The following is a 12,421-nucleotide window of genomic DNA, read 5'->3' as shown; positions in this document are numbered from 1 at the left end:
TTGTCCGTCCTACTGGCACGGCTGGCGCGGCGGCATCGCATTCCGGGGGCGCAGCTCGCCGTGCGGTGGCGGGGCCAGACGATCACCGCCGAAGCGGGTGAGGAGTCCTTCGGCACGGGCCGTCCCGTCACCAGCCGGTCCGCGTTCCCGATGGGATCCCTGACCAAGCCGTTCACGGCCACCCTGGCGATGATGCTGGTCGCCGACGGCGACGTGGAGCTCGACGTGCCGCTCGCCAAGTACCTGCCCGAGCTCGGATCCGGGCCCGGCCAGGCGACCCTGCGGCAGTTGCTCAGCCACACCGGCGGGCTGGTCGCCACCGTCGACGAGACGGCCTCGGGCATGACCCGGCGACGATGGGTGGACAACTGCGCCGGCGCGGCGATGGCGCACCCGCCGGGCTTCGCGTTCTCGTACTCCAATGCGGGCTATCTCCTGGCGGCGCACCTCATCGAGGTGATCACCGGGATGAGCTGGCGGCAGGCCGTGGAGGCGTTCCTGCTGCGCCCGCTTGGCATCGCGCCGCTGTTCGTCGTGGACCCTGCGCCGCACTCACGGACGCCGCCCGTCGCCGACGGGCACGCGGTGCGGCCGCGTGCCCCGGCGCTGCCGATCAGGGAGCAGTCCGTGTCCCCGCTGGAGGAGCCGGTCGCCGGGCTGGCCGCCGGCGCGGCGGATCTGGTCGCCTTCGCCGGGCTGCACCTGCCCGCCTACCCCGGGCCGGCGCTGCTGGACGACGCGACCACCGGGGAGATGCGGCGCGACCGGCTCGACGGCGTGGCCGTCGGCTCGTTCGGCCTGGCGGACGGCTGGGGTCCCGGCTGGTCGCTGTACCGCCGTACCGGGCGGGAGTGGTTCGGGCACGACGGGACCGGCGACGGCGCGTGGTGCCACCTGCGTGCCGAGCCGGTCAGCGGGACCGTGGTCGCGCTGATGACCAACGGGAGTACCGGCGTGAGCCTGTGGGAGGCGCTGGTCGGCGAGCTCCGGTCGATGGGGCTGGACGTGGGCGACTACCACCTGTCGGCGTTGCCCGACCCCGGGCCGCCGGTGCCCGGTCCTGCAGAGTGCGCCGGTCACTACGCCAACGGATCCTGGACGTGCGTCGTGGAGGCCTCCGGCGGGGAGCTGTACCTTTCTGTCGGGTCGGAACCACGATGGAAGCTGAGCTGCTTTCCGGACCTGCGTTTCACCACCACGGGAGCGGACCGGGGCGCGATTCCCTATATCGGCAGATTCCTTCGTGACCCGGCGACCGGGCGGATCGACCTGCTGCAGATCACCGGCAGGCTGGTCCGGCGCCGGGAATAGCGAGACATTCAACCGGCGGGCAGCAGGTCCGCGCTCATCACCGGGAGGATCTGTTCCTGCGAATCGTGGATGAAGAAATGCCCGCCACGGTAAATCCGTACCCGGCATTCGGCGGTGGTGTGCCGGCCCCACCGCCGGAGTTCGTCCTCGTCGGCATAATGGTCGTCGCTGCCGCCGAAGACCGAGAGCGGGCAGGCGAGCGGCGGCTCGGGACGGTAGCGGTAGGTTTCGGCGACGGCCAGGTCGGCGCGCAACATGGGCAGCAGGGCCGCGAACAGGTCCGGATCGTCCAGCAGTTCCTGGGGCGTACCCCCGGTCTCGCGCAGCCATTTCGCCAGCTCGGGAGTGGGCACCCCATGCACCGGACGCTCCCGCATGGGCAGGTCGGGCGCCGATCGCCCGGACACCACGAGCCCACTGGGCTCGCGGAGCCCCAGGTGCCGGATCCACCGGCAGGCCTCGAACGCGATGAGCGCCCCCATGCTGTGGCCGAACCAGGCGTACGGCCGATCCAACAGGGGCGCGATACTCCGGACGAGCCCGGGCACGAGCTGGTCCACGCGGGTGTACGGGGTCTCCTGGAAGCGGATCTCCCGGCCCGGCAGCCGGATGGCCACCACCTCGATCTCCGGGGCGAGCAGCCGGGCCCACGTCTTGTAGACGGCGGCTCCGCCGCCCGCGTGCGGGGCGCAGAACAGGCGCATGCGCGGCTCGTCCACGGGCGCCCACCGCACGTCCCAGCCGCTGATCGACATGATGTTGAGTGCCCGGTTTCTCATTGCGCCATCCCTAATAGTGGCCACCATGGGCGCATCATCCCGCCGGCCGGCACCGGTGTCGACATTTTTGAATTATATGTTAAGTACGCAGGTCGGCTATTTTTCAACTCTTGCTGCTTTTGGTGGATTGATTATGATCGCTTAAGTCCCCCGGCTGAGCGAGGTGCTTGTGAACGCAATACGGAATCCACTCGCCATCGAGCTAGGAAATCTCACCCAATTTGAATACCTGGCGCTGAACAGTCCACTCAACCTTTCTGACGGCCATGCCCGGCAGGAGCTCACCCCCAACCAGGCCCGAATCATCGAAGAGCTGCCGAGCCTCTGGACCGACGCCGTCAAGCGGCCGGTGAGCGAGGTCGAGGCGGACGCGCTCAGCGCCTTCTTCGGGCTGCTCGGTCAGCACCACTACCCGATCGCCGAAGGCCGCGTACTGAGCTGCTACTCCTCGTCGGTGGCCATGGAGATCTTCGCCAGGTCCCTCGCCGGAGTGAGCGGCTCGATCGGGCTCGTCCACCCCACCTTCGACAACATCCCCGACATCCTCCGCGGCGTAGGGCTCAAGCTGGTGCCCATCGAGGAGGACGCCCTGCACGGCGGCGACCTCGACCCGGAGCTGCTGCGCGGCGTCGGGGCCATCTTCATCACCACCCCCAACAACCCGACCGGCCGGGTGGTCTCCCGGGAACGGCTGCGCCGCCTGGCCGACGAGTGCGCGCAGCACGACGTGGTGCTGGCGCTGGACACGTGCTTCCGCGGGTTCGACACCGACGCCCACTACGACCACTACGCGGTGCTCGAAGCCAGCGGCTGCCGGTGGGTGGTCATCGAGGACACCGGGAAGCTGTGGCCCACGCTGGAGCTCAAGATCGGCTGGCTGGTGTCGGCGGCGCATGTCGGGCTGCCGCTGGCCAAGGTGTACTCGGACATCCTGCTCGGCGTCTCGCCGCTGGTGATGTCCATGGTGCGGCGATTCTGCGAGGACGCCGCCGAGGGCGGGCTGGCCGAGCTGCACGAATTCATCGCCGGCAACCGGGCGATGCTGCGTACCACGCTGGCGAACGTGCCCGGCGTCGAGTTCCTCGACCCGTTCTCGCGCACCAGCGTGGAGCGGATCGGCATCGGGTCGCGCTCCAACCTGGCCGTGTGGTCGGCGTTGCGCGAGCACAACGTGTTCGCGCTGCCGTGCCAGAAGTTCTACTGGAACAATCCCGACAAGGGCGAGGGCATCCTGCGCATCGCGCTGGCCAGGCCGCCGTCCGCGCTCGCGGCGGGAGCGGCGGCGCTACGGGCCGTGCTGTCGGAGGCCTGATGGCCGAGCCCGAGGAGCTCGCCGGGCCGCTGTCGCACCGGAGGCGGTGGTATCCGGATGTCGTACAGGACGTGGCCCCACCGCGGACGTTCGACCTCGGGCCCGGTTACCTGGATCCCGCTCTCCTACCGGTCGATCTCCTCCGCGCGGCCTACGCGGACGCGCTGGCCGAATTCGGCTCGGCCGCGCTCAGCTACGGCCACAACGCCGGGGCCCTCCCCTTGCGTACGATCCTCGCCGAGCGGGCCGACCACCTCTGCACCCCCGACCACATCCTGGTGACGGCCGGCACGTCGCACGCGCTCTACCTGATCGCCACCATCCTGGGCGAGCCGGGCGACGTCGCGCTCGTCGAGGAGGTCGGGTACGACCTCGGCCGCGCCATCCTGGCCGACTGCGGTCTGCGCCTGCGCACCGTCGAGATGGACGCCTCGGGCATGGTCCCGGAGGCGCTGGACCGCGCGCTGGCCGACCGTGACGGGCGTCCCGCGTTCGTCTACCTCAGTCCCACCTTCCACAATCCCACCGGGCTGCTGGTGCCGGGAGAGCGGCGGCGCGAGCTCATCACGGTCGCCGCCGAGCACGGGGTGCCACTCGTCGAGGACGACGCGTACGCGGAGCTGGCCCTGGACCGCGCCGCGCCGCGCGACTCGCTGGGCGCGCTGTCCGGGTATCGCGGCGTGATCCGGCTCTGCTCCTTCTCCAAGTCGGTGGCTCCCGGCCTGCGCCTCGGCTGGCTGGCCACCGACCCCGAGACGATCGCCAGGCTCCAGGGGCACGCCGTGTTCGACAGCGGCGGCTCGCCGAACCACCTGGCCTCGCTCGCGGTGACCCACCTGCTGTCGAGCGGCGCCTACGACCGGCACCTGAGCTGGCTCAGGGCCCGCCTGCGGGCCCGGCGCGACGCCCTCGCCGACACGCTGCGCGCCCACCTGCCCGAGGAGATCAGGTTCGACCGCCCGGCGGGCGGCTTCTTCCTCTGGCTCCGCTCGTACGGTCACCACGACGAACCGGCGCTTCTGGCCGCGGCGCAGGAAGCGGGGGTCAGAGTCCTGGCCGGCTCCCGGTTCGGCCGACCGGCACGGCCGAGCATCCGGCTCGCCTACAGCTTCAACTCACCGGCCAGGCTGGCCGCCGCCGCGCTCAGGCTGGCCGCGGCCTGGAACCCGACGGATCGGACCCGCTCATGCACGTAGCCACAGGACCTCATGGGTACAGCCTCCCCCTGTCCCCCTCCGGACTCTCGGCCATGGTCACCCCGCCCCCGTGGCACTTCTCCGGCGACGTGATCATGGTCGAGTACCGGGTCGACCCCGCGGTCGCCGCCGCCTTCCTCCCGCCGGGGGTGGAGCCCGGCGCCGATCCCGGTGCGGCCGCCGCCGTCTTCGCGCACTGGCACTGGTGTTCGGAGCCGGATCGGGAGTCGGCCGACCCCGCGCGCAACCAGTTCAACGAGTTCATGATCCTGCTCGGCTGCACCGCGGAGGGGCGGCCGATGGCGCGCTGCCCGTACGCCTGGGTGGACGGCGCCGTCCCGATGGCCCGCGGCTGGATCCAGGGCATGCCGAAGCAGTTCGGCACCGTCCACCAGACCCATCCCAAGGCCGTGGGCCACGCCGGTCCGCGACTGGCCGAGGGCGGGCGCTTCCACGGCATCGCCTCCCAGTACGGCCGCCGCATCGCCGAGGCGAGCGTCACCCTGGACGGGCCGGCCGGCGACCCGCCCGGGTTGCACACGGTGCCGCTCGTGCACACCAGGCACTTCCCCGCCTGGGTCCCGCCGGAGCAGCCGCTCTCGCAACTGGTGGTCTCCGTGGTCGCCGACGTCGAGTTCGGCGAGATCTGGGCGGGCGCGGCGAGCCTGCGCTTCGCCGACGACCTGGAGGACGACCTGGCCGCCCTCGCGCCGACCGAGGTCGGCCGCGGCTTCGTCTTCTCCTACGCGGAGACGCTATGCCATGGCCGGGCACTCGGGTCAGCGGACGTAGGGCAGGGATAGAGCGCAGGTAGCGGAGTGATGAATGATTCGGTTCATGAGATGGAAACAGACAATCGCCGCAACATTCATCACTCTGCTCGCCCTCACGGTCGCCGGGCCGGTCGCGGCCGACACCGCTTCTTCCCCGGCGACAGCCGCGTGTGACCCACCGTGGGGCTTCTGCTAAGGCACCGCTCGTGCAATGTCCGTCAGTCCCTCCTGAGCGCGGGCGACGCCCTCTTCGTCGCTGAGCGCGAGAAAGAGCGCTCGGGCCACCGTGTAATCGGCGACCGCCAGCGCCAGCTCTCCGAATTTCGCGTACTCCGAGGCCAAGGCGCATCTCGCCTTGGCCTCAATGCGGCGCTCCCCGGCGATCTGGGCCAGCTCACAGGCTTCGAGCAGGCTGAGGAATCCGGCCTGCCGCTTGCCCAGGCCGACTTGCAGGATGCCCAGATCCACCAGGACGAACGCGGTCCCGACGTGGTGAACGACGGAGCGGATGATCCGCAACGCGTTCTCGAACCCGATCTCGGCGGCATCGAGATTGCCCACATGGGCGTCGAGGACGGCCAGGCTGTGCAGGATCTGCGCCTCCAGGCCCCGGTTGCCCGCCGTATGCGCGAGCAGCCTGGCCTTCTCCAGGTAGACGCGGGCCGTCCAGTCGGCGTGCCGGTCCAGGAAGATCTTGGCCATCCCGTGTACGGCCCCCGCCTCGCTCGCCCGGTCACCCACCGCGGCCAGCAGCGCGGCGGCTCTCGCGTACGTCTCCTCCGCCCCGGCCAGATCCCCTGCGCTCCTGCGGATGGCGGCGACGTCGCTCAGCGCCAGTCCCTCGCCCCCGGCGTCCCCGAGGAGCCGGAACAGGGCAGCCGATCGGTCGAGGAGCTTTCTCGCCTCGCCCCGATCGTGATGGATGACGGCCCGGTGGCCCTGGGAGTAGAGCATGGCGGCCCCGCCGCGCAGGTCTCCCGCCTGGCGGACGACCTCCAAGGCACGATCGGTGAGCGTACGCCATAACTCGAAGTGCCCACCCGCCTCCAGCAGGGGGAACAAGGCCAGCGCGAGCTCCCAGCAATACTCCGCCCGGCCGAACTCGGCGGCCTGGTGCACCGCGGCCGCGATCCGCGCGGCCTGGGATTCCAGCCAGGTGGGCGCCCAGTCGGGCCGCAGCGTGTCGAACGAGGCCCCGCGCGGCTCCCAGCGGCGGGCACCACCCCGCACGATGCCCCAGTGCCCGCCGCGGAGGGCGACGTAGGCGGCGTCGCTCAGGCTGAGCAGCGCGCCGAAGGACCGGTCGAGCGCCGCGATCCGCTCCGCGGGTGAGTCCTCCTTGATCGCACGCGCGTGACCGAGTGCCAGGACGAGGTCATGACAGGTGTAGAGGGCGCCCTCGTGCGACCGCTCGCCGGTCGGGGACAGGAAGCCCGCCTCACCGAGCCTGTCGAGGCGCTCCTCGGCGGCCGGGAGCGAGATGTCGGCCAGGGCGGCGGCCATCCAGGCGGACACCTCGCGCTGGCCCGACAGGCCGATACGCCTCAGCAGCGAGCGCGTCTGGCTGTCCAGCGTGCCGTAGGCCCACTCGAGCACCGGCTCGACCTCACTCAGCTCGGTGAGTATCCGTTCCCGGTCGGCGAGCCGGGCGGCCACCTTGCTGATCTGCCACATGGGCCGAGCCGCCAGCCGGGAGCCGACGATGGCCAGGGCGAGCGGCAGTCCGAAGCAGAGTTCGATGACGCGATTGACGGCCTCCGGCTCGGCGGACATCCGCTCGGTTCCGGCGCACTGGGTCAGCAGCGCCCTGGCGTCGTCCAGTTCGAAGGGCAGAAGCGGGATCAGGGTTACGCCGTGGAACTGGGCGGCGCTGGCCCGGCTGGTCACGATCACCGCGCAGCCGGAGCTCCCGGGCAGGAGCGAGGCGATCTGCTGGGCGTCCACCGCGTCGTCCAGGACGATCAGCAGGCTCTTGTCGGCGACCACGGACCGGAACATCTCGGACCGCTCCTCCATGTCCGCGGGCACGGCCGCGCCGCCCGTCCCCAGGGCGCGCAGGAACCTGGCCAGAACCTCGTGCGGCCTGGCCGGCCGAGCTTGCGCACCCCCGAGGTTGGCGAACAGCTGGCCGTCGGGATAGTCCCCTTTGAGGGCGTGCGCGACCTCCAGCGCCACGGTCGTCTTGCCGATCCCGCCATGCCCGACGACGACCACCACGGGCAGGTGCCTGCGCCGCTGGGGGGTCAGCGCGAGCATGGCCTGCTTCACCTCGGCGCCCCGGCCGATCATCGACGGCAGGCCCGGGGGCAGTTGCTGGGGGGCGAGAACGACCTCATGCCAGTGGTGCAGGGCGGAGTCCTGCTGAAGGATCTGCGCGTACAGCCGCTGCAGCTCCGGCGCCGGATCCACGCCCAGCTCGTCGATCAGCCGGTTGCGCAGCTCGACGTAGGTGCGCAACGCCTCCGGTCCGCGCTGTGAGTGGTAGAGGGCGAGCATCAGCTGGGCGGCGAAGCGTTCGCGCATCGGGTGGACCGCGGTCAGCAGGTGCAGCTCCGGGATGAGCTCCGCGTAGCGGCCCAGGGCCAGCTCGGCCTCGATGCGTTCTTCCAGCGCGGCCAGGCGCAACTCTTCCCATCTGCGGGCCGCCGTCTGGAAGACCTCGCCCTCGAACCCGGCCAGCGCGGGGCCGCGCCACAACTCCAGCGCCCGGCGCAGCTCGGCGGCGGCCTCACCGGTCCGGCCGGCGCGCGCCGCCGCACGCCCCCGGCTGACCAGTCCGTCGAAGACGTTCGCATCGACGGCCTCGGGCTCGGCGAGCAGCGCGTAACCGTCGACGCTCCGCTGGATCGACCCGGCACCGAGCAGACCGCGCAGCCGCTTGACGGCGCCGTGGATCTGGGTGGACGCCGTCTTGCGCGGCGAGTCGCCGTAGAGGGCGTCGATGAGCTGGTCCTTGGAGACCGCCTCGCCGGGGGCGAGGAGGAGGCGGGCGAGCACCGTACGGTCCCGCATCCCGGCGACGGGGACGTCGGTGTCATCTCGTCGGACAATCAATGGCCCCAGGATTCCGTATGTCACGACTGGAACCATCAGCCGCTCCATCTTGTCATGAGGGCCACTGTAAACGTTATCTAACTTTCTGAGAACGTTTACCGTGATTCCCGTGCCTACAATTCTCTGGGAGATGTGGGTGACCGTTTCAGGCTCCTGATGCCGGTCGGCGCATTCGCCAGGTGGAATTCAACGGCGCTGTGTCGCCGGTCCATGACCGGCTGTCCATTGATTTCGGGTAGGCCGGTTGAAGCTTGGACTGATTGACCTTTTGACGGGACAACTGGTTGTAGCGAATGGTAACTCTGGGCGGCAATTCTCCCGTCCTTACCAAAGACGCATTGCACTCGCCGATGTAGTCGTGCGAGCGGCATGATGCTTTTCGTTTCCATGATCGCGTTCCGGTGGCGCCGGCGGCCTCCCCTCGCCGCACGGCGCCTCGCCCGGCCACCGCGGCGGCTGAACCCGCGGCACCCGCGATCAGCGGGACACGACGGCGTCCGACGGCCGATCCGGCCGCGTCAGCGTGGGCGTCTCTCGTTGTTCGGCTGGGCGCCCGTGAATCAGCAGTCCGCCGGTCCCTCCGATGTGAGCGCGGCCAGCGAGCAGACCTTCGTGACCGGGTAGTACTCGCCCATGACGGCCGCGGCGGAGGCGGGATCGCCGTCTTCCGGCACGTTCTGCACGGCCTCGGCGAAGCCGGCGTCCACCACCATGTTGCGGAGGATGATCCGATGCGTCGCCGCGGGCCGGGCAGCCGAGAACGGCAGGAACGTCACCCCGGGCACCTGCTCGATCGCCTGCCGCTGCGACTCCCCGCCGACCACGTAGCTGTAGCGGCCGTCGGGGTCGAGCCCGGTGTGGTCGTCGGCGCGGCATCCGTAGTCGGACGTGCCGTCGGGCAGCGGGTTCACCACGACCTTGTACGGGGGCAGGGTCAGGTTCGTACACATGGACCAGTAGCGCACGTCCTTGCCCAGGGCCGGCCAGGGGGCCGGGTGCGACCCCTCGGCGTTGCGCGGGGCCTTGCCGCGGATGACGACGACCTGGCGGCCGACGGGTGGGGTGACGTCGGCGTAGAGGTAGGCGGAGTCTCCGTTCGGGAAACCGCCGGTCGGACGGTCGACGAGGTCCGCGCGGGCGAACGCGGGCGCGTCCGCGTCTTGCGCGGGTGGTGTGGCGGCGCTGGCCACACCACCCGCATTTTTCGCGGCGGCGCTGGTCGTGGGCTGCGGAGTGTCGCAGGTGGGTACGGGCTGCGTGACGCCGTCGCGCTCGAAGGTGACGGCGGGGAGCCGCACCTGGCTGAAGTCCCCGTCGGCGGGGAGGTAGACGCGGTAGACGATGTTCCCCTTGGCGCCTTCGGGGGTGCCGGACGGGGCCAGTGGCAGCGTGTTGACCTGTCCCGGAGCCGCATCGGCGGTCACCGCGAGCGTGTAGTGGCCACCGGGGGATGCTTGCTGCTGCCAGGGGTTGATGCTGCCCGCGTCCGGCTGGATGCGGTGGTCGGTGAGCGACGAGGCGACGCCGTTCGACTCGAACAGGCCGCCGCCCTCTTTGTACACCTGGACAGAGGCGTACCGGCTGTCGGGGTACTGGCCGGCCAGCGTGATCCGTAACCCCTCCTGCACGGTGAACGGCAGCACCCAGTACGTGGCGGCGGAGTCGGGGTAAAAGACGTTGCGCGTGTCGGCGGAGACCTTGACCCCCCATGCGCACTCGGGCGTCACCGGCGGGGTGGCTGCGGCGGCGTACTGCGGAAACGTGACGAGGAGGGTGGCGGTGGCCAGGGCGGCACCCAGTCTTGGTGTGATCATGCGAGGCATGGTGACAAGGCTCCTTGGCAGATCTCTGGCATGCGGGCGGGCTATTCCAGCCAGGAAGGCCCGGATCCCGGCGCTTGCCGGCCGGTCAAGGGAAGACGTACTTCGGCCCGCGTTCCCGGGCCGTCAGGGGAAGCGCTCAGCCCGGCGGTGCCGCCGTGCAGCGTCGCCTGCTGCCGCACCAGCGTGAGGCCGAGCCCGGAGCCCGGGCTGCCGGAGCGACGGCGGAAACGGGCGAACATCGCATCACGCTCCTGCGGCACCACCCCCGAGCCCGCGTCCTGAACGGCGAGGACGACCTCCTCCCCCACCTCCAGAGTCACGGTGATCGCCACCCGGCCGGACCCGTCGGCGCCGTGGATGGCGGCGTTGTCGAGCAGGTTGTCGGCGACCATGCGCAACCCCTCCGTCCAGCCGAGTACGCGCACGCCGTCCGCCAGACGGGCCGTGATCGTGGCGTGCGGGTGACGGTGCCGCGCGTCCTCGACCGCGTCGCTGACGATCTCGGTCAGGTCGGTATCCGTGAAGGCGTCGGGGTCGAGCAGTTCGCCGCGCGCGAGCCGGCGCAGCATCGTGATGAGCCGCTGGATGCGGCCGTGTTCGGCGGCGAGGTCGGCGATGATCTCGGCGCGGTCCGCGGGGTCCAGTTCGGGGTGGTCCAGGAGGGTGAGGTTGGTGCCCATGCTGGTGAGCGGTGTGCGGAGCTCGTGCGCGGCGGTGGCCGCGAAGGCACGGGCGGTCTCCAGTGCCTCCCCGGTACGGGTCACGGCCGCGTCGCGCCGGTCCAGGAGATCGTTCAGGAGGCGGGCCAGCTCGTCGATCTCGGCGACACCTGCCGTGGTCGCCAGGCGCGTATCCGTACGAGACGGCGTGTCGATCGTACGTGGCTGCCGGTCCGGCGGCCGTTGCCGCCTGCCGATCGTACGTGCCTGCCGGCCCAGCCTCGACAGCGGACGTACCGCGAACCCGCCCAGCACCAACCCGGCCACCGCGCCCACCCCGGCCGCGACCAGCGTGACGGATACCAGCCGCCTGCCGAGCACCGCGATCTGGTCGCCGAGGCGCTCCTCCGGCTCGAAGAGGATCAGCCGCGCGGTCCCCTGCCACCCCACGTCGGCGGCCACGAAGCGCCAGCGCCGCTCCCCCTCGACATGGTCGGCAGGCCCGGCGCCGACCGGCAGCGTACCCGGAACATCCCCGATGACCAGCCGTTTCTCACCCTTCTCCACGACGCAGACCCCGCCCGCGCTGGCGGCCGCGGTCAGCCGCTGCTGAAGGAGGTCGGGCGGGACGGCGGGCAGTACGCGGGTCCGCCACGCGAACAACGCCGCCATCGGAGTCAGCGCCCGCAGCCGCGCCGTGAGCTGGTCGTCCCGCTCAGCGCGCAGATCCTGCGAGACCAGCCCGAGAAGGACCAGCCCCGCCAGCCCGACCAGCAGCGGAACGGCCACAGCGAGGCAGAGCGCGAACCGGGTGGACAGCTTCACGGCCGCGCTTCCCGCAGCACGAACCCCACCCCGCGCACCGTGTGCAGCATGCGCGGCTCACCACCCGCTTCCAGCTTGCGCCGCAGATACCCGACGAACGTGTCCACCGCGTTGCCGGTCACCTCGAAGTCATAGCCCCAGACGCGCTCCAGCAGTACGGACCGGGACAACACGATGCCGGCGTTACGCGCCAGCACCTCCAGCAGGTCGAACTCACGCCGCGTCACCTCCACCTCGCGGCCGCGCAACGTGACCCGGCGCGCGTCAGGCTCGACGACCAGCGCTCCGACGCGCACCACCGTCCCCGGGGCACATCCGGCACGACGTAACAGAGCGCGCAGGCGAAGCACCAGCTCACCCAGATCGAACGGCTTGACGACGTAGTCGTCGGCACCCACCGCCAGCCCGGCCTTCCGGTCGGCCACCTCATCCATGGCCGACAACATCAACACCGGCACCTGCGACCCAGCCCCACGCAACCGGCTGCACACCTCGATGCCCGACATTTCCGGCATAGACACGTCCAGGATGATCGCATCGGGCCGGCCATCCACCCGCTCCAGCGCCTGCCGCCCCGACTCGGCGATATCCACGGCGAAGCCCTCCAGCCGCAGCCCGCGCCGCAGCGAGCGCAGGATGGCCTGATCGTCGTCCACCGCCAGGATCCGGTACGCGGTCATCGCCGCAGT

General features: G+C 70.9%; 9 protein-coding genes. 4 read left to right on the top strand and 5 right to left on the bottom strand.

From position 1 onward, the window contains the following. Complete coding sequence (locus AB0F17_RS57485) at positions 1 to 1,311, top strand: serine hydrolase domain-containing protein (RefSeq protein ID WP_358043030.1); 1,311 nt, start codon at positions 1 to 3, stop codon at positions 1,309 to 1,311. 8 nt (positions 1,312 to 1,319) lie between these two features. Here the strand turns inward: AB0F17_RS57485 and AB0F17_RS57480 are convergent, their stop codons facing one another. Next, entirely contained in the window at positions 1,320 to 2,090 is a 771-nt protein-coding gene (locus tag AB0F17_RS57480; protein ID WP_358043027.1) for an alpha/beta fold hydrolase, read from the bottom strand. A 169-nt stretch (positions 2,091 to 2,259) separates the two neighbouring features. Between AB0F17_RS57480 and mppP the strand changes: the two genes are divergently transcribed. From mppP to mppR, 3 genes are read left to right on the top strand one after another with little or no spacing between them, the layout of a single operon-like run. Then, the gene (gene mppP / locus AB0F17_RS57475) at positions 2,260 to 3,402 is read left to right on the top strand and encodes an enduracididine biosynthesis enzyme MppP (protein ID WP_358043024.1); all 1,143 of its coding nucleotides are present in this window, start codon (positions 2,260 to 2,262) and stop codon (positions 3,400 to 3,402) included. Then, a complete protein-coding gene (locus AB0F17_RS57470) occupies positions 3,402 to 4,598 on the top strand; it encodes an aminotransferase class I/II-fold pyridoxal phosphate-dependent enzyme (protein ID WP_358043021.1) in 1,197 nt (398 codons plus the stop codon). Before mppP ends, AB0F17_RS57470 begins: the two co-directional genes overlap by 1 nt. Then, positions 4,589 to 5,401 carry an enduracididine biosynthesis enzyme MppR gene (gene mppR, locus AB0F17_RS57465; protein ID WP_358043018.1) on the top strand — a complete coding sequence of 271 codons (813 nt, stop codon included), beginning with the start codon at positions 4,589 to 4,591 and terminating at the stop codon, positions 5,399 to 5,401. The genes AB0F17_RS57470 and mppR overlap by 10 nt, the downstream gene beginning before the upstream one ends. A 162-nt stretch (positions 5,402 to 5,563) precedes the next feature. On the opposite strand, the gene AB0F17_RS57460 is transcribed toward mppR, so the two are convergent. The 4 genes from AB0F17_RS57460 to AB0F17_RS57445 all read right to left on the bottom strand — a co-directional run bounded on the left by AB0F17_RS57460 (position 5,564) and on the right by AB0F17_RS57445 (position 12,412). Beyond that, the gene (locus tag AB0F17_RS57460) at positions 5,564 to 8,425 is read right to left on the bottom strand and encodes a BTAD domain-containing putative transcriptional regulator (protein ID WP_358043015.1); all 2,862 of its coding nucleotides are present in this window, start codon (positions 8,423 to 8,425) and stop codon (positions 5,564 to 5,566) included. A gap of 560 nt (positions 8,426 to 8,985) precedes the next feature. Further along, positions 8,986 to 10,239, bottom strand: coding sequence for a hypothetical protein (locus AB0F17_RS57455; protein WP_358043012.1), 1,254 nt, complete (start codon positions 10,237 to 10,239; stop codon positions 8,986 to 8,988). 50 nt (positions 10,240 to 10,289) lie between these two features. After that, a complete protein-coding gene (locus AB0F17_RS57450; protein WP_358043009.1) occupies positions 10,290 to 11,732 on the bottom strand; it encodes a HAMP domain-containing sensor histidine kinase in 1,443 nt (480 codons plus the stop codon). Next, entirely contained in the window at positions 11,729 to 12,412 is a 684-nt protein-coding gene (locus tag AB0F17_RS57445; protein ID WP_358043006.1) for a response regulator transcription factor, read from the bottom strand. The genes AB0F17_RS57450 and AB0F17_RS57445 overlap by 4 nt, the downstream gene beginning before the upstream one ends. Positions 12,413 to 12,421 lie beyond the last annotated feature (9 nt).

It is taken from the genome of Nonomuraea sp. NPDC026600, assembly GCF_040638335.1.
In the GTDB taxonomy this organism is placed as follows: domain Bacteria; phylum Actinomycetota; class Actinomycetes; order Streptosporangiales; family Streptosporangiaceae; genus Nonomuraea.
Note: the sequence above shows the minus strand (reverse complement) of the source record. Positions and strands in the feature narration are given on the sequence as shown.